Raw genomic sequence first — 26,426 nt, forward strand, 5'->3', positions numbered from 1 at the left:
GTATGTCAAAGTTTAAGAAAAAAGCGAACACTAAGCAGGAAATCCCTACTTCAGCATTGCCTGATATTATCTTCATGCTATTGTTCTTCTTTATGGTAACTACGGTTATGAGAGAAGTGACAGTAAACGTGAAGCAGAGAATTCCTGAGGCAACTCAATTGAGAAAACTTCAACGTAAATCTTTAGTTTCATACCTTTATATAGGTCAACCAAAGAAAACTGCTGAATTTGGTTCTGAACCAAAAATTCAGGCTAACGATGTTTTCATTACTCCTGATGATGTTATTCAGTGGGTAAATGAAGAGAAAGACAAGTTAGATGAGGTTGAAAGAGACCAGTTGACTGTTGCAATGAAAGTTGACGAAGAAGCAAAAAGAGGTATAGTTTCTGACGTAGAATTGGAGTTACGTAAAGCAAATGCACGTAAACTTCTTTACACTACGCTTCAAAAAACTATAGACGATTAATTTGCTTTAGAATAAAATTCACTAAAAGGGCTACTGCTTAGGCATTAGCCCTTTTTTTATTTAATTATTTTAATGGAACTTAATAATAATAAAGTAATAAACGGGTGGTGTTTGTATGATTGGGCAAATTCTGTTTATTCTCTCGTTATTACTTCAGCTATTTTTCCAATCTATTACAACAGCGTTAGTGTTTCTGCTGAGCATGGTGATAAAGTACGGTTTTTGGGAATAGAAATTACTAATTCAGTTTTATATGCCTACTCACTTTCCTTCTCATTCTTTTTTGTAGCGCTGATATTACCGTTATTGTCAGGTATAGCTGACTATAGCGGTAAAAAGAAGCTTTTTATGAAGCTCTTTATGTATTTAGGGGCATTGTCATGCATAGGCTTATATTTCTTTACAGGCCCTAGTAATGTTGAATGGGCTATATTGTGCTCGGTATGTGCAAGCATTGGCTACTCAGGGAGTATTGTCTTTTATGATGCATTTCTTCCTGAAATAGCTACTGAAGACCGATTTGATAGGGTCAGTGCCAAGGGATATGCACTTGGTTACATCGGTAGTGTATTGTTGCTCATCATTAACTTACTGATGATAGAGGGATATGATTATTTTGGCTTTAGTGATAAAGGAATAGCCACGAGGACATCTTTTTTGATGGTAGGTGTTTGGTGGATTCTATTTGCACATATTTCCTTCTCTCGATTACCAGATAATGTATATAAACGAGAAGCAAAAGGCAATATTTTGATAGAGGGGTATGCGGAATTAATAAAGGTTTTTAAAAGAATTAAGAAGCTGAAAGTAATGAAGCTTTATTTATTGGCCTTTTTCTTTTATAATATGGGAGTTCAGACTGTAATGTATCTTGCCGCTACTTTCGGTTCTAAAGAGTTAAAGCTAGCAGATGAAGAGCTCATTATTACAGTTTTAATTATTCAGTTAGTGGCCATAGTGGGGGCTTATGTATTTGCGTTTTTAAGTAAACGTAAAGGGAATAGGTTTTCACTAATGGTAATGGTGCTTATATGGATATTCATTTGCCTAGGAGCATATTTTGTTTATTCTAGTATGGAATTTTTTGTATTGGCTTTTGTGGTAGGTTTGGTTATGGGAGGTATACAGTCACTTTCCAGATCTACATATGCTAAACTTATTCCTGCTGATAGTATAGATCATGCCTCATACTTTAGCTTTTACGATGTTACTTTAAATATTTCAATAGTGGTAGGTACTTTTGCATATGGTGCGATAGAGCAAATAACAGGTAATATGCGTAATAGCACCCTCACTTTAATGATATTTTTTATAGTTGGAATGAGCTTTCTTTTACTATTAAAAATCCCAATGGATAAGGTGCTAAAAAAGAATAGAGCTTAATTCATTATATAAATACGTCTTTATAAAGTAGTATAATGCAGCATAGTACGGTAGCCAAATATAATATGGTAATAGGGAGGCCTATTTTGAAGAAATCTTTAAAATTATAGCCTCCTGGGCCGTATATAATCAGGTTGGTTTGATAGCCAACAGGAGTAAGGAATGCTGCTGATGCGGCAAATGCCATGGCCAGATAGAATGGTGCACCATTAAGGTGTAAGTCTGTAGTGATGGCCAATGCAATAGGAAAGGAAATAGAAACAGCACCTACATTCGTAATGAATGATGTTAACATGGTAGTCACTATCATAAGGCCTACAAGAAGGTATATTTTGCCATATGGAGCTAGTAGATCTACTACGGTATTAGCTAATAGTTGACCTGTACCTGTGTTTATCATGGCTTCTCCCAGTGCCAAAGATAGAACTAGTATGGCCACCATGTTTACATCTAAGTCTCGCTTTATGTTTTGGATGGTAATTAGCCTCATGGCGGTCATTAAGCTGAAAATGATCAGTAAGGATACAAAGAGGCTAAACACCTGTGTAATGGCTAATAAAGCTACCAGACCTAATATTATATATAGTTTGCTGTTTTGATTTTGAGAAGGTTTAATTTCCTTGTTCTCTCCAGTGATGATGTATAAATCTTTGTAAAGATCAACGCGGTCATTAAAATCTTCACCTGCATACATTAAAAATACGTCTCCAGCTTTTATAGTAATGCGGCCTATTTTTCCACTTAGCTTTTCTCCATTTCTATGTACAGCTACTACAGCTGCATCGTATCTTTCTCTAAAATTGCTGGTCTTTATGGTTTTTCCTATCAAGCTGCTATTAGCACTAACCACACTCTCTATGACCCTTACTCGCCCGTTGGAGGCAGGAGAAAGGTGATCTGGTAACTTTACGCCAAAATCTGCTAGCGTTAAGTCTACTATATTAGAAGTGTTTCCTGCGAAAATAAGTACATCGTCTGCCTGAATTATTTCTTTGGGGCTTACGGGTGAAATGAGCTTGTTGTTTCTAACTATTTCCACTAAATAGACTCCGTTCAAATTTCGTAATCCACCCTGAGCCACAGTTTTACCTACCAAAGGACTGTCGGTGCTTAACCTGATCTCGATAAGGTATTCTCGTTTGTTGCTTTCAAACTTTTCTATAATATCTGTATGGTTAGGAAGCAACCTTTTGCCAAAAAATGCTAGAAACGCAATACACAGAATGGCCACAGAGATGCCAGTTATGAATAATGCGGTAGTGTCCAACCCTGGCAAATTATGCTCAATTATAAAGCCATTTAAAACCAGAGTGGTGGAAGTACCTATTAAGGTAATCATACCGCCAATGATAGTGCTGTATGAAAGAGGGATAAGTAGTTTTGATGGCGAAATGCCATTTTTTTTACCCCAAGAAAATACATATGGTGTCATTAAAACTACTACAGGCGTGTTGTTTACGAATGACGATAAGATGGCTACTTTGCTCATCATGGATAGTAAAAACGATCTGTAGGTTTTTGCTTTGCCGAATATCTTATCTAAGAATAATTCTACATTGAAATTGCTTCTTATGCCTGCAGTAATTAGTATGAGTAATACTACGCTGGCTATGGATTGGTTAGAGAACCCATCGAGTACTTGTGTAGGAGTAAGTATTCCAAATAACAGAAATATAATGACGGCAAAGAGGAAGCTCGCTGATGGTTTTATTAGTTCTAAGTATATGCTTACGAATAATAGAGCAATGACAGCAAGAACAAAATAAGGCTGGTAGGCTAGTGGAATAATACTCATGGTTGATGTGAGCCGGGGTTATTGATAATTTTATCCTTTAATAATTTTAGAATCTTTTGATCTTGCATTTAAAGTTTCTCTAACTTTGCGTATGCATACATTGAATCTCCCCAAAATTGAAAGTAAAATCAGAAAAAACGAGGGGAAATTTGAAATATTTGATATCATAAGGAAGAAATATATTCGATTAACGCCTGAAGAATGGGTGCGTCAGCATTTTATACATTTTTTGATTGATCATAGAGGTTATCCTAAATCTTTAATAAAGGTAGAAACAGGTTTGAAGTATAATAGTTTACAAAAACGACCTGATATTATTGTCTATGATAAGGAGGGGAGTCCGTTTATTGTAATTGAGTGTAAGGCTTCGGAAGTTAAGATTACACAGGCTAGTTTTGATCAGGTTTCGGTTTATAATACTCAGTTGATGTCGCCTTATATTGTGGTTTCTAACGGGTTGAACCATTATTGTTGTAGTTACGACAGGTTGACCCAGAAGATAAGTTTTATTGAAGATGTTCCTTTTTGCGAAGCATAAAAAAAGGAGCAGTGTTGGCTGCTCCTTGTAATAGATTCTTCTAGCAAATTAAGCTAAATATTTATCAACTTCAGTGTAGCTTAAATCAAAAGCCTCAGCTACAGCTTTGTATACAATTTCTCCTTGAATAATATTCAATCCAAGTTTTAATTCATTGTTTTCCTGACAAGCCTTTTTCCATCCTTTGTTAGCAAGTTGTAATGCATAAGGTAATGTAGCATTGGTAAGTGCTAAAGTAGAAGTGTAAGGTACTGCTCCAGGCATGTTAGCTACACAATAGTGAAGTACATTGTCGATTACGTAAGTAGGGTCTTGGTGAGTAGTAGGCTTACAAGTTTCTATACATCCGCCCTGATCTACGGCTACATCAACTAATACAGTGCCAGGAGCCATGTCTTTTAACATATCTCTGGTGATGAGGTGAGGTGCTTTAGCTCCAGGAATTAATACTGCACCAATAATTAAGTCATGAGTACCGATAAGCTCACGGATGTTGAACTCGTTAGACATGAATGTGTTAACGTTAGCAGGCATTACATCATCAAGATATCTTAATCTCTGAAGATTGATGTCCATGATGGTAACATCAGCTCCCATACCTGCGGCTATTTTAGCTGCGTTAGTTCCTACTACCCCAGCACCAAGTACTAGTACTTTTGCAGGTCTAACACCAGGTACACCTCCAAGTAAAATACCACGACCTTGAAGAGGCTTTTCTAAATACTTAGCACCTTCTTGTACTGCCATTCTACCAGCCACTTCTGACATAGGTATAAGTAAAGGTAAAGTTCTGTCAGCTTTTTCCACTGTTTCGTAAGCTAAACAAATGGCCTTACTCTCGATCATCGCCTTAGTTAAAGGTTCGTATGATGCAAAATGGAAATAAGTGAAAACTAATTGATTTTCTTTGATGAGTTTATACTCAGCCTCTATTGGCTCTTTCACTTTCATGATCATCTCAGCGATGGCATATACCTCTTCAATGGTAGGTAAAATGTTAACACCTGCTGTTTCATAATCTGAGTCTAAAAAGCCGCTTCCTTCACCAGCGGTAGCTTGTAGATATACTGTGTGGCCCGCCTTCACGAACTCTTGCGCACCTGCCGGAGTAAGCGCTACACGGTTTTCATTATTTTTAATTTCTTTTGGTACACCTATGATCATGGCATAAATATTTTAGAATACGTCACAAATATATAAAGTACATGTACATTTTAATGAAAAAAAATGCTAATTTGAAAGGAGGGAGGTGAAATGTCTTAAAATTAAATTTCATAAAAAAATGTTTTAATGAAATTTTTAATAAGAGCTGACTAACGTTTGCGAAATTAATTAGATTCATTTCTGAATTTTGCGATTTATTAAATTTTTCACCGATTTTGTTAGTTTGAAAGCTTCTTATTTTTGATTATTTTTGCTATCCTTTCGAATAATAGTGTGATTATATAACCCCTTAAAAATCTATAGATTTGAGCGCAGTTAAGACCATACAGAAAACTTCAAAAAAAACAGCCGAAATATTACATGATTTCGAGTTGGCATGCCAAAGTAGAGAAGCCAGTCTAATAGGACGGAAAGAAGTTTTTATGGGTAAAGCGAAGTTTGGAATCTTTGGAGATGGTAAGGAGATTGCACAGATAGCCATGGCTAAAGCCTTTAAAAATGGAGATTTTAGATCTGGCTATTACAGAGATCAAACTTTTATGCTGGCTATTGGAGAGCTTACTTTAGATCAGTATTTTGCTCAGTTATATGCTCATACTGATATTGTAGCTGACCCTGCTTCTGGAGGAAGGCTGATGAATGGCCACTTCGCCACTCGTATGCTAGATGATAATGGAAACCTCAAAGCATTAAGTGAATTAAAGAATAGTAGTGGTGATATTTCTCCTACTGCAGCTCAAATGCCGCGATTGGTAGGTCTGGCCTATGCTTCTAAGTTATTTAGAGAGAATAAGGACTTACATTATCGTAAAGATTTGTCGATAAATGGAAATGAAGTAGCCTTTGGTACTATTGGTAATGCTTCTACCTCAGAAGGGATTTTCTTCGAATCTATAAATGCGGCAGGCGTGTTACAAATACCCATGTTGGTAGCTGTATGGGATGATGGCTACGGTATTTCAGTGCCTCAAGAATATCATACTACAAAAGGCAGTATCTCAGAGGTGCTGAAAGGTTTTCAGCGCGAAGAAGGTACTAATGGCTATGAGATTTTTACTGTCAAAGGATGGGATTACGAAGCTTTGCTTGAGACTTTTCAGCAGGCAGCGAAAGTTTCTAGAGAGGAGCATATACCTACTTTAGTACATGTAGAGGAAATGACTCAGCCTCAAGGGCATTCAACTTCAGGTTCGCACGAAAGATACAAGTCAAAAGAAAGATTAGAGTGGGAGAAGGAACATGACTGTATTAAGAAAATGCGTGAGTGGATTCTTGAAAATGAATTAGCGGATGAAGATGAACTTACTAAAATAGAAAATAATGCGCGTCAGTTTGCTAAAGACGCAAAGAATAGGGCCTGGAAAGCATTTAATATTAGCATTAAAGATGATGAAAAGCTGGCGCTAGCGCTACTGAAACAAGCGATACACGAAAGTGCACATAAAGATGTGCTTAAAGGTATTAGAGATGGACTGGCAAATGCCTTGAACCCTATCAGGCTAGATAGTATAAAGGCGGTGAAGAAGGCATTGCGTGTAATTAGAAAAGAGAAAATTGCCACCAGAGAGAAGTTGATAGAGTGGGTAAAGCGAGTGGAAGCGGATAATTTCGATCATTATAGCTCACATTTATATAGTGAGTCTGAAAGAAGCGCACTTAAAATTGCAGAGGTAAAACCTGTGTACAACGAAGATACTCAATTAGTAGATGGCCGAGAGGTGTTGCAGGCTTGTTTTGATCAGTTGTTACAGAATTATCCCGAAGTATTTGCTATAGGCGAAGATGTAGGTAAAATCGGAGATGTTAATCAGGCCTTTGCCGGATTGCAAAGTAAGCACGGAGAGCTTCGCGTAACAGATACAGGAATTAGAGAAACAACAATTATAGGCCAAGGAATAGGAGCCGCTATGCGTGGGCTGCGTCCTATTACAGAAATACAGTATTTAGATTATTTGTTGTATGCTATTCAAACGCTTTCAGATGATCTTTCTACATTGCATTACCGTACTCGCGGAGGTCAAAATGCCCCTCTGATCATTAGAACACGTGGGCATAGGCTTGAGGGTGTATGGCATTCGGGTTCTCCTATGGGTATGATCTTGAATAGTATTAGAGGTATATATGTATTGGTGCCTCGTAATATGGTGCAAGCTGCAGGATTCTACAACACTATGGTTAAATCTGATGATCCTGCTATTATAATAGAGTGTTTGAATGGTTACCGGTTAAAGGAAAGAATTCCAGAAAACCTTGCGGAAGTAACGGTTCCTCTGGGTAAGCCAGAAGTGCTGCGCGAAGGTGATGACGTTACTATTGTTACTTATGGATCTATGTGCAGGATTATAGCCGAGGCTGCAGATCAGCTTAAAGAGTATGGTATTACTTGCGAAATAATTGATGTGCAATCATTACTTCCTTTCGATATTGATCACACCATAGTAGAATCAGTGAAGAAAACTAACAGAGTAGTATTTGCAGATGAGGATGTGCCAGGTGGTGCTACAGCATTTATGATGCAAAAGGTGCTCGAAGAGCAAAATGCATATCGTTACTTAGACTCTAAGCCCTTAACCATTACAGGGAAAGAGCATAGGCCTGCTTATGCGTCTGATGGAGATTATTTTTCTAAACCAAATACTGAAGAGGTATTTGATAGAATTTATGAAATGATGTCAGAGGCTAATCCTGAGAAATTCCCTGACATCTATAATTAAATTAATAACTAATCCTGAAGTATTTCTTCTAGTGTGAAGGCTGGTGTTTCTACTACATTGCTGTAGTTTCCTTCTCTATCCACTATTTGAATTCTAAACTTCAGCGTCTCACTGTTAAAGCGGGCAAAAGATAATGAAAACATAGCGTATCGTATAGTACCTTCTAGTACGCTGTGTTTTCCTGTTTTGTCACTAAGCACGGGTATTCTTCCATCATAGTTACTACCGCAGTCTATTTCCGTTCTCCAATCAAAGAATCTAAAGTCTTCGCCATTTTGGAGATAATAGTTGATGAAAATATTATTATACCTTTTATTGAATTGGAAATATACGGTATCTTCTAATTGAGTGCCATCACTATAATATATCTCGGGGCTTGTGTCCCAGTTAAGGCATTCATAAATGCCAGAAAAAGGAGGTAGCGAATCTATTGAGGCGGTGTCTTGTATGGTCATTAAATTTTCATCTGCCTCAGTGCCAAATTGAAATGGCCTGCCCGTACGATTACTAAAATATGTTTTTTCGTTAAAAGGTTCTGAGGTCTCATCTGCACTTAGGCCAATGTCGCCATTACCATCTTCAAAGTCTATAAGAATAATTAAACTATCTCCTTCTTCACTTTTTTTATAAATAACGTTGTTAAAAGTTATCTTTGGGGTATCAGGATAATCCGGAGAATTATAGCATGATGTGAGGATAAAAGCGAAAGCTAAGAACAGTAAAATGTTAATCTTCATTGTTTTGGATTATCTAATACTTACAGGCTAAAGTTAGTTAACGATTGAAATCTTTTAAAAGTTTTTCGAAGAATATATTTGAAACGAATGACAACACCTTTGATGAGGTTGCTCTTGAACTGTTTTATTATCAGGCTTCATGCAATGAGGTGTATGGTAACTATGTCAAATATTTAGGTATTGAGCCTAAGCAGATTACTCGGGTTGAAGATATTCCTTTTTTGCCCATTAGTTTTTTTAAGAATCATGAGATTAAAAGTGGTAAATGGAGTGAGGTAGATGTATTTACCAGTAGTGGCACTACGGGCCAAGTTACTAGTAAACATTATGTAAGGGAAATGGAGGCTTATATTGAAAATACAGAGCATATTTTTAATAGGTTTTACGGTGATTTGTCCGAGTATCACGTTTTGGCGCTGTTGCCTGCCTACCTTGAACGTAAGGGATCTTCCTTAGTAGTAATGGCAGATCATTTTATTAAAAAGTCGAAATCTGCCTATAGTGGGTTTTTTCTTTCAAATTTAGATGCACTGGTAGATACTATAGAATTGGCCAAACAGGATAGGAAGGTGTTATTGTTAGGGGTAACATTTGCGTTATTGGATTTGGTAGAGCAGTACAATGTAGACTTGAAAGGGCATGTGGTTATGGAGACAGGAGGAATGAAAGGGCGGAGAAAGGAAATGGTGAGAGATGAGTTACATCAGATTTTGACGAGTGGGTTTAATGTAGATAATATTCATTCTGAATATGGAATGACAGAATTATTATCTCAAGCATATTCTAAAGGTAAAGGTGTTTTTGATACGCCACCATGGATGAAAGTTCTGTTTAGAGATTTAAACGATCCTCTGGATAAATCTTTTGATAGGCAGAGTGGAGGTATTAATGTTATAGATTTCTGTAATGTAGATACTTGTGCTTTTATTGAAACTCAGGATTTGGGCAGAAAGGTGGGGCAGAGGTCTTTTGAAGTGATAGGGAGATTTGATAATTCAGACATACGAGGTTGTAATTTAATGGTATTATAGTTGGTAATTATCAAAAAAAGTTGCTATTATGTACCCTTAAATATTTAGTCTCGCATGGGATTAAATGGATTTTGTTTTGAATAATAAGTTATAGTTTAATACTTTTGACTTAATTCAGCTATTGTAAAGATATTTTATTATGAAATTGAAACTTGTACTTGCTTTATTAGTAATGTTAGGGGCTTCTTCATGTAGCCAATATACTTGCCCTACATACACGAAAAAAGATGTAGAAAAGAAAGATGTAAAGGATAATACTATTCAAGAACAAAGAATTTAACACATTACTTATTTAAAGTGAGGTGAAGCGATTTTAATAAGCTTACAAGAAAAATTATTTTCCTTTTATAAAGCATACCTTTTGGTTATGCTTTTTTTTTGCGCATACGTTTCACGACCAAGGGTTAATCACAAAATTAATATTCATGAAAGTAGAAGGTATAATAGTCGACATTATTCAAAGAAGAACTTTTTCTGGTAGTATAGAATTTAATAACGGGAAAATAGTTAAGGTAAATGAACACCCAACGGACAGTAAGCAATATATTATGCCAGGCTTTGTGGATGCTCATATTCACATTGAAAGTTCAATGTTGGTGCCTTCTGAATTTGCCAAACTAGCAGTGGTACATGGTACTATAGCTACTGTTTCAGACCCTCATGAGATTGGAAATGTTTTAGGTGTGGCAGGGGTAGAATATATGATTGATAATGGTAATACTGTGCCTCTCAAATTTCATTTTGGAGCACCTTCATGTGTGCCTGCTACCAGTTTTGAAACAGCGGGTGCGGTAATTTCTCCGAAAGATATCGAATACCTTTTAAGTAAACCTGAGGTACATTATTTGGCTGAGATGATGAATTGGCCTGGTGTTTTATTTCAGGATGCAGAGGTGATGGAAAAGATTGCCATAGCACATAAATTGGGTAAGCCAGTGGATGGACATGCCCCTGGCCTTATGGGGGAGCAGGCAGAGAAATATATTGCTGCTGGTATAGTCACTGATCATGAATGTTTTACATTAGAAGAGGCATTAGGCAAGCTTAAGCATAACATGAAAATACTCATCAGAGAGGGTAGTGCTGCTAAAAATTTTGATGCTTTAATTCCTTTAATGAAAGATCATTGGCAAAATCTAATGTTTTGCTCTGATGATAAGCACCCTGATAACTTGATAGAAGGACATATCGACCAGTTGGTTAACAGGGCATTGGATCTGGGGTATGATCTTTTTGATGTGTTGACAGTAGCATCAGTTAATCCCGTAAAACATTATAACCTTAATGTAGGATTGCTTCAAGAAGGTGATGCTGCTGACTTTTTGGTAAGTGATAGTATAGATCGTATTCAAATTAAAGAAACCTGGATCGATGGAGTCAAAGTGAGTGATGGCAAGGCATTGTTTGATACCGCTAATGCTGATATAATCAATAATTTCAATGTGCAGTTAAAAAAATCAGCAGATTTTAAATTGAATGTTGAGGGGGCTAAAGTGAGAGTGATCAATGCTTTAGATGGTCAGTTGGTGACAAAAGAAAGCTGGCTAAATGTAGCAGATCTTGATCCGGTTCATCAAAATTCTCTTGCCGAAGATGTACTCAAGTTTACCGTAGTGAATAGGTACGAAGATGCACAGCCGGCAGTAGCTTATATTAAAAATTTCGGTCTGAAAGAAGGAGCTATAGCCTCTTCTGTGGGGCATGATTCGCATAATATATTGGCAGTAGGGGTTGATGATGAGAACATAACAAAGGCTGTAAACGAAGTTATTAAGAATAAAGGTGGTGTAGCGGCTATAGGTAAGGGTGAAGTTAAATCGTTGGCATTGCCCGTGGCAGGGTTAATGGCTATTGATGACGGCTATAAAGTGGGAAAGCTATACCATGGCATTGATCAATTTGCAAAAGAGCTTGGTTCTCAACTAACGTCACCATTTATGAGTTTATCATTTATGGCCTTATTGGTTATACCTGCTTTGAAGTTGAGTGATAAAGGTCTGTTTGATGGTCAGGAATTTAAATTTGTTTCATTATCTGAATAAAACTTAAATTACTTTTTGTTTTGAAGGTTCATCAGGTTTGGTGCTCGGTTTGAAGTGTTCATAGTATCTTTTGAAAAACTCGGTAAGCACTACATTTGAAAACCTACTGGGAGCATTAGTTAATACACAGATGGCGATGTCGTTGGATCTATCAAGGGCTACGCCACTTTTAAATCCATTGGCATATCCTCCGTGGTATACAAGGGTGTGTTCTGGGTATTTGATTATGCGCCAGCCTAAGCCATAATATCCATCGCGTTCTACAAATAAATGGCTGTAATATGGGTTTTTTACTCTAATGGCTATAACGGGTGTAAATACCTTGTTTAATACTGAAGTGGGAATTACTTCGGGGTGATGGCCAGTGACTGCGCTAAGCCATTGTTGCATATCGTTAATGCTGGCATTGATCCCTCCAGCGGCAGCGGTGTTATAATAGCTGGGCTTTAATGGCATTTTTACGTATTTCCCTCTTCTATAACCATGTGGAGTAGCTCTATTGCTACTCATCAACATAGAGTCATAACCGATAGAGGCAGTATTCATTTTTAAGGGTTGAAATATGCGCTGTCTCATTAACTCCAGAAATGGTGTGGACGTTACACTTTCAAGAATAGGTTCTATAATGCTATAACCTACATTCTGATAACTATGGATAAAACCCGGAGGGTTGGGGAGTTTTAAAGCCAATAGTTTTTCTATCATTAAGTCTCTGGGCTGATTGTCTTCTATTAAGGTGGAGAATGCCTGATAGGGAAAGCCGGCAGTGTGAGAAAGTATATGCTGTACCTTTATCTCTTCGCCTCCTTTGGGCATGCTGTATGGTAGGTGTTTGGAAATGTTGTCATCCCAATGAAGTAAGCTGTCTTTTACTTCTAACCCTGTTAATATAGCACTAAAGCCCTTGCTCACCGATGCTAGTCTAAATAGTGTATTGTCATCAATGGAGTCATGGCTTCCTGTTGCCTTAACCCCATACGATTGTTTAAAAACTTGAAAGCCTCCTTTGGTAATAACTACTGCGGCTCCGGGAGTATTGGTATTGTTAAATTCCTGATTAATAAATAAGGCTAAGCTATCAAAGAACTGTTGTTGTTTCTCAGATAGCTTAGGTGGTATATATTGAATTGCTTTTGGCTTACCTTTTGGTTTTTTTAAGATGTTAGCATGGTTCATTAGCCCTAAGCATATGATAGTAGTGCTAACAATGAAACACACAAATAGTAAACTCCACTTCTTCAAACCCGTTCGCTTTTTTAATTATAAATTATTGAAATAGATCAGAGCTTAAATACCTATCTCCTCTGTCACAAATAATAAAAACAATGATGCCTTGGTCAATGTTATTCGCTATTTCTATTGCCGCGGCTAATGCTCCACCAGAGCTCATTCCTGCTAATATTCCCTCTTCTTTAGCTAGGCGCTTAGTCATGTCTCGGGCCTGTTCTTCGCTAATATCAACGATTTGATCCACACGTGAAGCATCATATATTTTAGGTAGAAATTCAGGAGACCATCTTCTAATTCCAGGGATGCTTGAGCCATCTGTTGGTTGAGTTCCTACTATCTGCACCTCATTACTTTGTTCTTTTAAATAACGAGACACCCCCATAATAGTACCTGTAGTTCCCATGGCGGAAACAAAATGCGTTACTTTATGGTCTGTATCTCTCCATATTTCCGGGCCAGTAGTTTTGTAATGCATGCCATAATTGTCTGCATTACCAAATTGGTTAAGAATGAAGTACTCTCCACTAGCAGCCATTTCATCGGCAAGCTCTCTTGAGTATTCAATGGTTTTTTCTTTGGGCGTAAGGATAACTTTTGCTCCATAAGCTTCCATGGCAAGAATTCTTTCTTTTGTGGAGTTTTCGGGCATGATCAACGTCATTTGGAGGCCAAATATTTGAGCTATCATGGCTAATGCTATTCCTGTATTGCCACTGGTGGCCTCTACTAATTTGTCTCCTTTTTTTATTTCCCCTCTATCAAGCGCACCTTTTATCATTCCGTAGGCAGCTCTGTCTTTTACGCTTCCTCCTGGGTTCTGCCCCTCTAGTTTTCCATATATTTTAACACCTTCTTTTTTGTAAATGTGTTCTATTTCCACCAAAGGTGTGTTTCCTATTAAATCAAATATGTTCATGGTCAGGGTTTAAATATGATAGTGTCGGTTGTTTCTTTAGCGTCATTGTGCATGCGCGCTTTGTAATATATCTTTGAATTTTCGGGTACGCTGCCTGTTAGCCATACGTTACCTCCTATAATAGAGTTTTTTCCTATAATGGTTTTTCCTCCTAAAATTGTAGCTCCTGCATAAAGTATTACACCGTCTTCAATAGTAGGGTGGCGTTTTACGGAAGCATCATGCTTGTTTACACTTAAAGCTCCTAGTGTCACTCCTTGGTATAACTTTACAAACTTACCAATCTCGGTGGTTTCGCCAATTACTATACCCGTACCATGGTCAATGCAAAAAGACTCATCAATGCGCGCACCGGGGTGTATGTCCACACCAGTTTTACTATGAGCGTATTCTGTTATTAATCTTGGTATATGCGGGATGTCTTGTAAGTATAGTTGATGGGCAATTCTGTATGCCGCTATTGCGTAGAAGCCAGGGTAAGCTCTAACGATTTCACTTTTACTTTTTGCGGCTGGGTCTCCATTAAATGTGGCATCTATATCTGTCTGTAGTGTGTTGTAAATAGATGGTAAACTCTCGTAAAATAATGCTACGGCTTCCTCAGGAGATAGAGGGGCTTCGTCATTTTTATGTAAAATTTGAAGTAGCAATACTTCAGATTCTCTAATTCTCTTTTCAAGCTCTTCTTTGTTTTCAACAGGGCTATCTGAAAAATTGGGGAACAAAATGCCTATTAATTTATCGAAGAAAGAGTGGATGAGCATTGAAGATGCACAATGAACCCGTTCTTGATGCGCATTGTAAATAGTGTTGATGAAATTTGAATTCATAGGTTTAGTGTAAGATGAACACTCTCAGTTGCTAACGGATAAAAGCACCTTATATTATTATTTCAATTACAAGCGTATTATTAGCCGATAGCAGGGCGTTTAGATTTATTTTGGGTAAAATATAATTGGATATACGGAAGAATGTGCAATTATATTCAAAAACTTAAAGTTTTTTTAACCATAATAGAGCTGATTGTCAGGTTTGGGAATGATGGCAGTTATGTACCTGTAGTTTAAAATATGGTGATAAAGCTAATTCTACGGTTTAAAATTACCTTATTTCTTTAAAATATTTACCCAATCAATGAGTGAGGTTGGTTGAGTAATTCTGATAAATTTAAACCTTTTAACATAAGTTTAATACTATTCTTTTTAAGGGAGGTCTGTAAGAATGAGGGGCACTGTTTTATTTGATGTTTCAACTAGCATTACTCAAAATATATTTTTAACTTTGCACTCCGATTTGAACTCTCCCTTTAATAAGGTGGTTTTTAATGATCGGGATATGTTAAATTAAATTTGTTGCCTGATTGCTCTAAGGTAGCATGTAATAAGAGCAAATAAAATTATTATGTCTAACGAAGAAAAAAAAGCAGCTGAAAACGAAGCTGCAAAAGCTGAAACAAGAACTCCTAAAGCTGGAGTTAAAAGTGTAGCACCTGAGGATTTTGATTGGGAAGCTTTCGAAACCAAAGGATTTGGAGAAGGTTACTCCAAGAAGAAAAAAGAAGAGATGGCATCATTGTATGAAAATACATTGACTACTATCGAAGAAAAAGAAGTTGTAGAAGGAACTGTAGTTGGTGTTAATGACAGAGATGTTATATTAAACATTGGCTTTAAATCTGATGGTTTAGTTTCAGCTACTGAATTCCGTGATATTCCTGATTTAAAAGTAGGTGATAAAGTAGAAGTTTTCATCGAAGAGCAGGAAAATGCAAACGGACAGTTAGTACTTTCTAGAAGAAAAGCTAAGATTGTTCAAGCTTGGGATAAAATCACTAAGTCTTACGAAAACGATACTGTTATTGAAGGTTTCGTTAAGAGAAGAACTAAAGGTGGTTTAATCGTAGATATATATGGTGTAGAAGCTTTCTTACCAGGATCTCAAATTGATGTTAAGCCTATCAGAGACTTTGACATCTTTGTAGACAAGGCTATGGAAGTTAAGGTTGTGAAAATCAACTACACTAACGATAACGTAGTAGTATCTCATAAAGTACTTATCGAGAAAGATCTTGAGCAGCAAAAAGCTGAGATCCTTAACAACCTTGAGAAAGGTCAGGTACTTGAAGGTACAATTAAGAACATGACTAACTTCGGTGTATTCATCGATCTTGGTGGTGTTGATGGATTACTTCACATTACAGATATCTCTTGGGGTAGAATTAACCACCCTGAAGAAGTACTTAGCCTTGATGAAACTGTTAAGGTTGTGGTTCTTGACTTTGATGAGGATAAGAAGAGAATATCTTTGGGTATGAAGCAACTTACTGCTCATCCTTGGGATTCGCTTCCTGAAGATTTAGCTGTAGGATCTAAAGTTTCTGGTAAAATCGTTAACGTGGCTGACTATGGTGCATTCCTAGAAATTCAACCAGGTGTTGAAGGTCTTATCCACGTATCAGAAATGTCTTGGTCTCAGCACTTGAGAAACCCTCAAGACTTTATCAATATTGGAGATGAATTAGAGGCAGTAGTTTTAACTCTTGACAAAGAAGAGAGAAAAATGTCTCTAGGTATTAAGCAATTAACTGAAGATCCTTGGACTAAGCAAGATGTTCTTACAAGATACGCTGTTGGTACTAAGCACAAAGGAGTGGTTAGAAACCTTACTAACTTCGGTCTTTTCATTGAGCTTGAAGAAGGTATTGATGGATTAGTTCACGTTTCTGACTTATCTTGGACTAAGAAAATTAAGCACCCTTCAGAATTCGTTAAAGTTGGAGACGAATTAGAAGTTGTGGTATTAGAGCTTGATATCGAAAACAGAAGATTAGCACTTAGCCATAAGCACTTAGAAGAGAATCCTTGGGATACTTTCGAAACAGTATTTACTCCAGGTTCTGTTCACTCTTGTACTATCATTTCAATGAATGATAAAGGTGCTACTTTAGAGTTACCTTACGGAATTGAAGGATTCTGTTCTGTTAAGAACTTACAAAAAGAGGATGGTTCTAAGAATGAAATCGGTGAATCATTAGAATTTAAAGTTCAAGAATTCTCTAAAGATGATAAGAGAATCGTTCTTTCACACAAAGCTATGTACTCTCAGTCTGAAGAGAAGCCAAAGGCAGCTCCTAAGAAAAAAGCTAAGAGTCCTGCAGCTCCTAAAGTGAACAACGATGTAGAGAAATCTACTTTAGGTGATCTTGAGGCGTTAAGCGCATTGAAAGATAAAATGGAAGGTAAAACTTCTGATGACTCAGAAGAAGCTAATAGCTAATACTTTTCAAGTCATAATAAGAGCCCGGAGGATTTTCCTTCGGGCTTTTTTTATGTCTTATAATTAGTAGTTTATAGTAATGTGACTATTGAAATCTATTGTTCGCTAGACTTAGGCTTTCATTCAACCACTCTTTAGCTGAAAAACAATGCAAGTTTTACGGTTAAGTGCGAGGGAGTTATTTAATGAGGGTGTTGGTTTATTATCGGATGCATTGACTTATAGGGAGATATAACAAAAAAGCCTGACCATACTGTGGTCAGGCTTTTTTGTTATATTAATTTGAATCTAAATCATTAGAATTGAGATTGGTTGTCACCACCCGATTTCTGATCATTGTTCTGTATTTTACTTCTTCTCTGGCGCTGTTTAAAGTCTAGTTTACCAAATTTATAACTGAGGTTTAAGCCAATAGATCTAAATGGAACATCATATTCGCTGGTTTGGTAATAAGTGGCTCCTTTAATTTCACTGCCGAATGTTTTGTACTTGCTAAATGGCTGTGTCACATTAAGGCCAATGCTGCCTCTGTCTCCCCAGATTTTCTTTTTAATGCCCATGCTGAATATCGAGAATGATGGGTTGTAACCTTGAAGTGTCTGCTGTCTAGGTCTATAGAAGCCGAACATATCAATGATCCAGTCATTTCCTAGGCTGATATTGGAGTTAAGGTTTCCATCCCATAAAACAGCATCGTTAGATACTTGCTGCCCTGAAACTGTACCTGTAGCATTGTAAGTATATAAGTTAAACCCACCTCGTAATGTCCAGATGTCAAAAAATGTGAAAGATGAGTATAGATTGATTCCAAATGATTCGTTTTTGCCGATGTTACGATATTCGGTAAGGAAGATATCTCCATCTTTAGTTAAAATGCTTTCTATAACATCAGAGGTGTTTTTGTAGAAAATACTGGCATTAATGCTAGCCCCTTTAACGAAGGTGCTATATCCTATTTCATATTGATCTGTTAATTCTGGGTTGAGGTTAGGGTTACCAGTACTAACGTTTCTATTGTTTTGTATTTGCTGGTAAGGGTTGATAAACCTTAAGCTTGGGCGCTGTATTCTACGGCTATAGCTGGCTTTAAGGCTGTTCATTTTACCTATTTTTCGGCTTACTGTAATGTTTGGTAAGTAATTGTCATAATCATTTTCAAATGTGGTTACATCATCTCTAAAATCGCCTTTGATTTTCGTGTATTCATATCTTACACCAGCCAATAAACCATATTTAGTTCCAATCTTTACATTTCCTGATAAATAACCTGCAAATACGTTTTGGTCGTAGTCAAAAACATCACTTCTATCTTCGTCAATGGCAAAGCTTTGTGTGTCAGTGTTCCAGTTATCATATCTAAAGTCACTCGTTACTTTGCGTAATATTCCTTTAGATCCTGCTTCTAAAGTAAATTTTTCAGAAATAGGGTTAGTGTAGTCAATCTGAAAAGCGTTTTCGTTATTATCACCATCATTTACGTTCTTTTCATTCTGAGTGTATGTGTTTGTAGATTCAGCCAATATGTCTTGCTGTGTGATCCTATAGTCTTGATCTTGCGTATTCTTATCTAATTTATAAGATACTGACAGCTCGTGTCCTTGCTTTTCCGGAAACTTGTATATATAGTCTAATGACCACTCGTAGCCCCCGAATTTATTATTATTGTTAGTGATTCTATTGTACTGTTGATCAATGGTATTGTTGTTAGCAGTACTATCAAACTGGCCTAATATGTCTGTATCAGAGTCAAATTTGAACTGTCTCAGCCTGAAAGATGTAGACACACTATGAAATGCATTAAAGTCATAGTAAGCGCCTATTGTTCCAAATGTACCGCCTCTATTAGATTCATTTCCACCATCTTCGAGTTGAGTTTGTTGGGTCTCATAATCCTCAGTGTAGTAATATGATGTTCCTTTTTGAGGCCATTGTTTAAAGCCACTAACATTGGCATTCATGCCAAATCGACCAGATCCGGCAGTGATACTTGCATTACCTCTGTTAAAACGAGAGCCTACGGTAAGGTCTACATTACCAGTGAATCCATGAGCATCTCCTTTTTTAGTAATGATATTGATAATCCCTGCAGTTCCTTCTCCTTCATATTTTGCAGATGGGGTGGTAATCACCTCTACACTCTTGATGTTATCAGCAGGGATGGCCTTTAAGGCTTCTCCGGGGTTGCTAGAAAACATGCTCGAAGGCTTGCCGTTAATTAAAATTTTAACATTTTGGCTTCCCCTTAATGACACGTTACCTTCGAGGTCTACATTTAATAACGGTGCTCTTCTTAACACTTGGGAGGCATCACCGCCTGCATTGGCTACATCTTGATCAGCATTATAAACTATTTTGTCTATTTTACTTTCAACAAGTTCTTTCTTGCCTGTTACCACCACTTCATCGAGCTCTTTAGAGGTGCCTGTAAGTTTTATTGATCCCATGTTGGCATCTGGAGACTTAGGGGTGAGCTCTACTTTTCTGCTGATGGTTTCGTAGCCTACGAAAGATATGAGTAAATCATAATTTCCTAGGGGGATATTGGTTAGTTTAAAGGTACCATCGTCACTAGATATACCTCCATTAACGTCTTTGCTTGTTTCTGGGTCTCTGATGATAACGGATGCATAGGGTAGAGGTTCTCCGGTAGTGGCATCAATCAAAGTTCCGGAAACTTTGCCTTTTATTTGTGATCCGCCACCTTGAGGGTATTGGGCATACAATGCAGTGCAACATACTATTGCTAGTGCTGTAAATAGAAATCTCATGTGTAGTTATTAGAATTTACCTGTTTACTATAAGTACTGATCTTATGCCGTAAGGTTGATTAAAAATGACGAGTGGTCAGATGACTATCGAACTGGAAAACTTAGGCAGGTTAGTGGTGGCAATATTTGATCTTAGTACGGGAGTGGGTATAAGTGGGATTATGAGTCCCACTTTTTAATAATGTGGTCTATCGTAGCCATTAGCTCATCTCTGCTGTTTTCAGAAAGTAAGTACTTTCTTTCAAAAAGCCTGATGGCCATTTCATTCATAATAAAATGATTCCTTAAAAACGCTAGTTTGTCATCCACGCTAAGCAAATCTTTGTATTTATTTCTTTCGGTAGGAGATTCCATTATGAGTTCTACCTTACTTATAAATACATCTGAGTCATGAAGCATAATTAAAGCAACTTTATTTTAATACAATATATTAAATATACTTTTTAAGATGGGTCAAATGTGCATTTAATTTTTAAAAATTAATAGTTGTAATTCATGTATTTTTTGCTAGAGATATGATCGTATGGCATGTGTTGAATGTTGTATATTAAAGGTGTTAAATGGTATTATATTAACTTATTTTCATAAGGTAATTATGACTATAAATATGCTTTATTAACTCATATTCTCTCATTAACAGCCTCAGTGCTTATTTTTTTGTAGGTGTAAAGGTTTCAATGACTTGCGAAAGTTACATCATCGTTTTTGCATTTTATGTGGCTGTAATTGATGGTTTGTAAAGGAAGTGGAATGTTGATAATTCTGCCAATATCTAGTGCTGAGTCTCTTATGATGAAGGGGGATAAAAGTTTATTTTAGGTGTACAAATGATCCTAGGTTAATGATAAACTTATTATATTAATATATTTACGTTTCCCTATGAATGATAAATTCAATTATTAAATCAAAATTAAATCCTTACTCATGATTTACAAAAACGCTATTTTGAGCAAAATACTTTTGTTTTGCTTTCTGCTATCAATGTTTTCATGCGGCACGGTAGAGACCACCGACATGACAGAAGCTGATGTTCCTGAAATTAAAAGTCCTTTAATGGAGCATGAGGATGAAATTACTGCACTTATAGATAAAATGACTCTGGAGGAAAAGGTAAGCATGATACATGCTAGCTCTTCTTTTACTTCTGGAGGAGTTAAAAGATTAAATATTCCTGAGTTAACCATGTCAGATGGCCCGCATGGAGTAAGGCCAGAGCATGGAAGAGGCTGGGATCTTATAGGTACGGTCAATGATTCTGCTACATATTTGCCTACAGGTATTACCTTGGCAGCTACCTGGAACCCTGAGCTTGGCTATAAGTTTGGTAGCGTTTTAGGTAGTGAGGCCAATAAGCGAGGTAAGGACGTTATTCTAGGTCCTGGTATTAACATTATGCGTACTCCTCTGAATGGGAGGAACTTCGAATATCTAAGTGAAGACCCTTATCTAATCTCAAAAATGGCAGTGGGGTATATAAAAGGTGTGCAGGATCAGGGTATTGCGGCTTGCGTTAAACATTATATTGCCAATAATCAAGAAATTAACAGGTCATTTATAGATGTAGATATTAGTGAAAGGGCGTTGAGGGAAATTTACATGCCTGGTTTTAAAGCTGCAGTTCAAGAGGCAGGCGTGATGACACTTATGGGGTCATATAATAAGTTTAGAGGGCAGTTTGCAACTCATAATGATTATTTGATTAACGATGTATTGAAAGGTGAGTGGGGATTTGAAGGTTTAGTGGTCAGTGACTGGGGTGCTGTGCATGATACTAAACAAGCATTAGAATATGGTACTGACATTGAAATGGGGACGGATATTGGCCAACGACCAAATATTGATTATAACAAGTTTTATTTGGCTGATAGTGCATTAATAATGCTGAAATCGGGTGAGGTTTCAGAAGAATTGTTAAATGACAAAGTACGAAGAATTTTAAGAGTGATGTATGCTACACACATGTTTGACAAAAGACAAGAAGGTAGCTTTAGTACTCCGGAGCATCAACAAACCGCTGAGAAGATTGCAGAGGAGGCCATAGTGTTGTTAAAAAATGATGGTGATTTACTGCCTTTAAACAAAGATGTAAAGAAAATAGCTGTGATCGGTGCTAATGCTCATGATTTGATGTCAATGGGGGGAGGTAGCTCACAAGTAAAAGCTAAGTATGAGATTACCCCGTTACAAGGAATTAAGAATTTTTTGGCTGACCAAAATGTGGAAATTACCTACTCTACAGGGTATAAAGTACAACGTGATGGAGAGGTAGATGAAGAGTTAGTTGACGCTGCTGTAAAAGAAGCGTCAGGTGCAGATTATGTAATATATGTAGGAGGGTGGAACCACGGTTATGGCACAGCTTGGAATGAAGGAGCGTTTGACATGGAAGGATCGGATAAGCCTAACATGAATTTGCCTTTTGCTCAGGATGAATTGATAAGTAAAGTGGTAGGTGCTAACCCTAAAACTATAATAGTACTTATGGGGGGAGGGCCCGTTGATATGACAAAATGGGTGGCAGATGTACCAGGAATATTGCAGGCTTGGTATCCAGGTATGGAAGGCGGAAATGCCCTTGCTAGAGTGTTATTCGGAGAGGTAAACCCTTCGGGTAAACTCCCTGTCACTTTTCCTAAGACGCTTAATGAATCACCTGCACATGTAATGGGAGAATACCCTGGCAATGCTGATACTACACATGTTGAATATAAAGAAGGCATATTCGTAGGGTACAGGTATAATGATACTTACAATGTGGCTCCTCAATTTAGCTTCGGGCATGGGTTATCTTACACTACTTTTGAATATAGCGATATTTCTGTTTTGAAAGAAGGAGAAGAGGTAAAAGTAAAGTTGAATATTAAGAATAATGGAGGTAAGGCCGGAGCTGAGGTGGTTCAGTTGTATGTAAGTGATGTGGAGTCTACGGTAAAGAGGCCAGTGAAGGAGCTTAAAGGTTTTAAGAAGGTGTTTCTGGAGCCTGGGGCAAGTGAATCAGTGGAGTTAACATTAACTGCAGATGCTTTTAAATTTTATAGTGAAAAACAAGGTAAGTGGGTGTTAGAAGCTGGCGAATTTAATATTCTAGTAGGTAGTTCTTCAAGAGATATAAGGCAGCAAGCCGCTATAACTTTATAAAAAACAAGGGCGAAGTAAATTATCACTTCGCCCTTGTTTTTTTAATCTAATAATGAGCTTACAGTTTCGTCAATGCTATAAGCTTTAATGCCTTGTTGGATGAGGTATTTCCTGCCCTGGTTGCTTCTTCTACCGCTTCTGCAATGAAGAATAATCTCTTTATGATCTTTTAGCTCTGTTAAATGCCTTGGGAGTTCACAAAGAGGTATGTTCCGAGCTCCAATATTTCTCTCATTATATTCCCACTTTTCTCGCACATCTATGACCACGATGTCGTTGGGGCATAATTTTCTTTTTTCTTCTAGTTCTTGGACTGTGATCTGTCCCATGTTTACTAATCGGACTTGATAATTTTTTGCGTTAAAACTCTCTGCCCTTTTACCATCTGAAGTATATATAGTCCATTAGGTAAGTGGCTGATATTGAGGGTGCAAATATCGTTATTCCGATCAAGATAATAATTAAGTTTGCTGCCTTTTAAATCAATTAATTGTAAAGTTTCAAAATTTCCTTTGATTTGGAATACGCCCGTTGAAGGGTTAGGGTAAATTTCTATTTCTTCCACTACAGGGTCGTTAATTGAGGTTATGGTATCACCTTCTCCCAGTACGGGCCTCATCATTAAACTTCCCTTTAGGCTTAAGTCATCATCAGAAGCTTTTAGCCAGTCGGTATCTACTTTGTAAAAAATTTTGTCGTGCGTATCAGTGTTTTTATCAAAGCCGATAGCCATTTCCCCTGCTGTAGTTTGCTCATAGCCAATATAGAATTTCCCACTTACTTCTATTCCATAGCTGAGTTGTAATCTTACAAAAGTGTTGAGTTCACTTGGAGTTGCATAAGAGCTAGTGACAGACCGAGCTATTCCGGGCTGCCCGTTATCATCATCCCAAACCATTAAAGTAATACCTTTTCCGGATGGAGATGTTCCTACATACGGGAAATACATATCTATAGAACTTAACATATATGATTGTCCTTCAGGTATAGTAAACGCGTAGGCTAAGAAGTCTCCATTATAGTTTAAGCCAGCACCTGTTTCTGCAGTGCCATCGTCATAGGCAAAATAGTCGTCCAGCTTATAGTTTATTGTTAAGGTGTCATTGCTTCTGAAGTCTATAGGAGCATATATTTCAGGATTGTAATCACTACCTCCACCCTGTGGGGTAGCTGGTACATTGTCTGAGGCTTTTAGAATAGTGGTAACATTCACTTCAGCTGATGCATAATTAGATAAAATGTCACCGGATTGGATAATGCTGTTGTCTGTGGTTAGTGTAATACGTTCTCTAGGAGCAATTCTGCTTGTTCTTATATCATTTTTTTCTCTAGTTATTTTTACTGTGTCATCGCCATAGTTGTAAATTTCTACTTTCTGATCAAAGCTAAATGGTTGTTCTTGATCTCCAGGCTTATCTAAACTATAAATAGAGAAGTTGTTATTTACGGCTGTATATGAATCGAAAAGCTCTAGCGGCACGGAGGTGTATTCTCCAAATATACCATAGTCGCTATATGATATGGCTCTATCAGGATATGATGTATCTGTTAAGGTCCTGTTTTTGTTCATATACACATAGTCTAAGTTCCATACGTCATAATTTCCGGATTGGCGTCCGTAAGCATGAAACGAAAATTGGAAATTAGCATGAAAGTATTCTTCAGCATCAATTTGCACAATGGCTTGGTTAAAATCACCATCGCGGATAATGGCTCCGCTAATATTATTTGGCCAAATGATGTGCCAAGAGCCATCACTTTGTTTTGCTTTTACGGTAATGGAATCTGTTTCATCAGGGATTTCACCGTTTCCTCCAAATTGATAAAAGAAACTAAGGTATATATTGTCTGTAACGGTAAGCTCTGATAAGTCTATGGCTTGCGACACCAATGAATCTATAGGCCCATTACTGCTGGTATTAGCACTGTATGGGTTTCCACTTTGGTCCAAGCCATCAAATGATACCACACCTATGGTTGGAGGGTTCACTGCAAGCCCCGAATTAAGTGCTGCGCCTGTGTCAGTAACCCATAAGCTATCACTCAAAGTGCCAGTGGAAAATGAAAAGTCATCCCAAAAAGGAAGCGTTAATAGACTATCTGCCTGCTCTCTGGCGTTGGGTCTATTTGTTTTTTTTGAATTCTTGTTGGTTTGAGGTAAAGGTATATAATGCATTTGAGCCATGGTAGTGCCATAGCTCAGTATAAAAATGCTTATTATGATTAAGCTTTTAAGGTTTTGCATATAATCTAATTAGTTTCGGGTTCTTCAGAATAGGCTGGTGTAAGCCATACATCAATGGCGTCTCCAACTTTAACCTGAGAACCGGGTTCAGGGTTTTGTCTGGTAACGATGGCTTTCATGCCTGTAGTATCTCCTTCCAAAGTAATTACACCTACACCTAAGTTAGAACCTAATATGATGAATTTAGCATCGTTAAACTCATTGCCAATTAAACGTGGTGCAGGGAATACCGATTGGCCATAGCCATCACCCACTACTAGGTCTATTACTGAGCCTTTAGGTATACGAGCATCTTTTTCTATTTTTTGACCATCTACTTGCATTTCTAATACCAAATCAAAGAACTGGCTAGGTCTGTAAATGATTTCTCCTCTCTTGAGTTCATTACTTTTTAGCACTGCCTCAGCATTTCTTAAAGACCTTTCTACCAAGTCTGGCACTGGCACGGTAGGAGGCTCTACACGGTTGATAGAAATAAATATTTTTCTATTTTCCTTTACCTTACTACCTGCTTTAGGGTATTGTTTTACTATGGTTAGAGGAGGGTAGTCTTCTGAGTAAGTAGAATCGTTAACCTCATACCTTAAATTTCTTTTGGTTAAGAACTCTTCAATGTTATCCATATGAATACCAACAATTTCCGGTACAGTTATGGTTTCACCATGATTTGTATACGAAGGAAGGTATGCATTAAAAAATGTGTATGAGAAAACAATTAATAGTATAATGGCTGCTACTAACTGAATTAAAAAGCTTTTAAGTGAAGTAGGTTTTATATTCATTCTGCTTACTCTGGGTATACTTAACGTTCAAACTTACTGAATTCTTGTAAATACCTAAAATTAAATTTAGCTAGGCTTACAAAAGATAAGTGCGAATCTAATATTTTAATCTAGTAATATTAATAAATCAATTAGTAATACCTGTATTTATTTTGTTTTCTGTTTTTTAAACAATATCGAGCTGCGTGTTTACCGTGCTT

At 37.2% G+C, this 26,426-nt stretch carries 20 protein-coding genes; 9 read left to right on the forward strand and 11 right to left on the reverse strand.

The annotated features are described in order from the left end of the window. Positions 1-2: 2 nt before the first annotated feature. Both ACXACQ_RS11455 and ACXACQ_RS11460 read left to right on the forward strand, forming a co-directional pair. Positions 3-467, forward strand: a complete 465-nt coding sequence (locus tag ACXACQ_RS11455) for an ExbD/TolR family protein (protein WP_474976084.1) — start codon at positions 3-5, stop codon at positions 465-467. 72 nt (positions 468-539) lie between these two features. Further along, complete coding sequence (locus ACXACQ_RS11460) at positions 540-1,850, forward strand: MFS transporter (protein WP_474976085.1); 1,311 nt, start codon at positions 540-542, stop codon at positions 1,848-1,850. A gap of 4 nt (positions 1,851-1,854) precedes the next feature. Here ACXACQ_RS11460 and ACXACQ_RS11465 read toward each other — a convergent pair whose 3' ends face one another. Further along, the gene (locus ACXACQ_RS11465) at positions 1,855-3,645 is read right to left on the reverse strand and encodes an SLC13 family permease (protein WP_474976086.1); all 1,791 of its coding nucleotides are present in this window, start codon (positions 3,643-3,645) and stop codon (positions 1,855-1,857) included. A gap of 91 nt (positions 3,646-3,736) precedes the next feature. Here ACXACQ_RS11465 and ACXACQ_RS11470 point away from each other — a divergent pair, with 91 nt between their 5' ends. Continuing rightward, a complete protein-coding gene (locus tag ACXACQ_RS11470) occupies positions 3,737-4,183 on the forward strand; it encodes a type I restriction enzyme HsdR N-terminal domain-containing protein (RefSeq protein WP_474976087.1) in 447 nt (148 codons plus the stop codon). A 48-nt stretch (positions 4,184-4,231) separates the two neighbouring features. Here ACXACQ_RS11470 and ald read toward each other — a convergent pair whose 3' ends face one another. After that, positions 4,232-5,347 (reverse strand): alanine dehydrogenase, encoded by a 1,116-nt coding sequence (gene ald / locus ACXACQ_RS11475; RefSeq protein WP_474976088.1) that lies wholly within the window; start codon positions 5,345-5,347, stop codon positions 4,232-4,234. A gap of 305 nt (positions 5,348-5,652) precedes the next feature. Here ald and ACXACQ_RS11480 point away from each other — a divergent pair, with 305 nt between their 5' ends. After that, complete coding sequence (locus ACXACQ_RS11480) at positions 5,653-8,061, forward strand: alpha-ketoacid dehydrogenase subunit alpha/beta (protein WP_474976089.1); 2,409 nt, start codon at positions 5,653-5,655, stop codon at positions 8,059-8,061. 8 nt (positions 8,062-8,069) lie between these two features. On the opposite strand, the gene ACXACQ_RS11485 is transcribed toward ACXACQ_RS11480, so the two are convergent. After that, positions 8,070-8,798 (reverse strand): hypothetical protein, encoded by a 729-nt coding sequence (locus ACXACQ_RS11485; protein ID WP_474976090.1) that lies wholly within the window; start codon positions 8,796-8,798, stop codon positions 8,070-8,072. 44 nt (positions 8,799-8,842) lie between these two features. On the opposite strand from ACXACQ_RS11485, the gene ACXACQ_RS11490 reads away from it, so the two are divergent. From ACXACQ_RS11490 to ade, 3 genes are all read left to right on the forward strand, one after another. Then, complete coding sequence (locus ACXACQ_RS11490; RefSeq protein ID WP_474976091.1) at positions 8,843-9,829, forward strand: acyl transferase; 987 nt, start codon at positions 8,843-8,845, stop codon at positions 9,827-9,829. 139 nt (positions 9,830-9,968) lie between these two features. After that, positions 9,969-10,109, forward strand: coding sequence for a hypothetical protein (locus tag ACXACQ_RS11495; protein ID WP_474976092.1), 141 nt, complete (start codon positions 9,969-9,971; stop codon positions 10,107-10,109). A 145-nt stretch (positions 10,110-10,254) separates the two neighbouring features. Next, entirely contained in the window at positions 10,255-11,871 is a 1,617-nt protein-coding gene (gene ade / locus ACXACQ_RS11500; protein WP_474976093.1) for an adenine deaminase, read from the forward strand. Between the two features lie 3 nt (positions 11,872-11,874). Here the strand turns inward: ade and ACXACQ_RS11505 are convergent, their stop codons facing one another. Genes ACXACQ_RS11505 through ACXACQ_RS11515 form a run of 3 tightly spaced genes read right to left on the reverse strand, consistent with a single transcriptional unit; the run spans position 11,875 to position 14,847 of the window. Beyond that, positions 11,875-13,113 carry a serine hydrolase domain-containing protein gene (locus ACXACQ_RS11505; protein WP_474976094.1) on the reverse strand — a complete coding sequence of 413 codons (1,239 nt, stop codon included), beginning with the start codon at positions 13,111-13,113 and terminating at the stop codon, positions 11,875-11,877. Positions 13,114-13,138: 25 nt separating this feature from the next. Next, on the reverse strand, positions 13,139-14,017 hold the full coding sequence (gene cysM, locus ACXACQ_RS11510; protein ID WP_474976095.1) for a cysteine synthase CysM: 879 nt from the start codon (positions 14,015-14,017) through the stop codon (positions 13,139-13,141). Positions 14,018-14,019: 2 nt separating this feature from the next. Beyond that, on the reverse strand, positions 14,020-14,847 hold the full coding sequence (locus ACXACQ_RS11515) for a serine O-acetyltransferase (protein ID WP_474976096.1): 828 nt from the start codon (positions 14,845-14,847) through the stop codon (positions 14,020-14,022). Between the two features lie 571 nt (positions 14,848-15,418). Between ACXACQ_RS11515 and rpsA the strand changes: the two genes are divergently transcribed. Next, positions 15,419-17,293 carry a 30S ribosomal protein S1 gene (gene rpsA / locus ACXACQ_RS11520; protein WP_474976097.1) on the forward strand — a complete coding sequence of 625 codons (1,875 nt, stop codon included), beginning with the start codon at positions 15,419-15,421 and terminating at the stop codon, positions 17,291-17,293. Positions 17,294-17,589: 296 nt separating this feature from the next. Here the strand turns inward: rpsA and ACXACQ_RS11525 are convergent, their stop codons facing one another. Together ACXACQ_RS11525 and ACXACQ_RS11530 are read right to left on the reverse strand one after the other, a co-directional pair. Further along, on the reverse strand, positions 17,590-20,061 hold the full coding sequence (locus tag ACXACQ_RS11525) for a TonB-dependent receptor domain-containing protein (RefSeq protein WP_474976098.1): 2,472 nt from the start codon (positions 20,059-20,061) through the stop codon (positions 17,590-17,592). 159 nt (positions 20,062-20,220) lie between these two features. Beyond that, positions 20,221-20,460 carry a hypothetical protein gene (locus tag ACXACQ_RS11530; RefSeq protein ID WP_474976099.1) on the reverse strand — a complete coding sequence of 80 codons (240 nt, stop codon included), beginning with the start codon at positions 20,458-20,460 and terminating at the stop codon, positions 20,221-20,223. 525 nt (positions 20,461-20,985) lie between these two features. Here ACXACQ_RS11530 and ACXACQ_RS11535 point away from each other — a divergent pair. Further along, positions 20,986-23,199, forward strand: a complete 2,214-nt coding sequence (locus ACXACQ_RS11535) for a glycoside hydrolase family 3 C-terminal domain-containing protein (RefSeq protein WP_474976100.1) — start codon at positions 20,986-20,988, stop codon at positions 23,197-23,199. A gap of 41 nt (positions 23,200-23,240) precedes the next feature. Here ACXACQ_RS11535 and ACXACQ_RS11540 read toward each other — a convergent pair whose 3' ends face one another. The 3 genes from ACXACQ_RS11540 to ACXACQ_RS11550 are packed head-to-tail and all read right to left on the reverse strand — an operon-like array spanning position 23,241 to position 26,226. Continuing rightward, positions 23,241-23,528: a rhodanese-like domain-containing protein gene (locus ACXACQ_RS11540; RefSeq protein WP_474976101.1), complete on the reverse strand. Its 288-nt coding sequence runs from the start codon at positions 23,526-23,528 to the stop codon at positions 23,241-23,243. Positions 23,529-23,533: 5 nt separating this feature from the next. Beyond that, positions 23,534-25,444 (reverse strand): T9SS type A sorting domain-containing protein, encoded by a 1,911-nt coding sequence (locus ACXACQ_RS11545; protein ID WP_474976102.1) that lies wholly within the window; start codon positions 25,442-25,444, stop codon positions 23,534-23,536. A 5-nt stretch (positions 25,445-25,449) separates the two neighbouring features. Next, a complete protein-coding gene (locus ACXACQ_RS11550) occupies positions 25,450-26,226 on the reverse strand; it encodes a PASTA domain-containing protein (RefSeq protein WP_474976103.1) in 777 nt (258 codons plus the stop codon). Between the last annotated feature and the right edge of the window lie 200 nt (positions 26,227-26,426).

The organism is Fulvivirga sp. AWR4_260, from assembly GCF_056158185.1.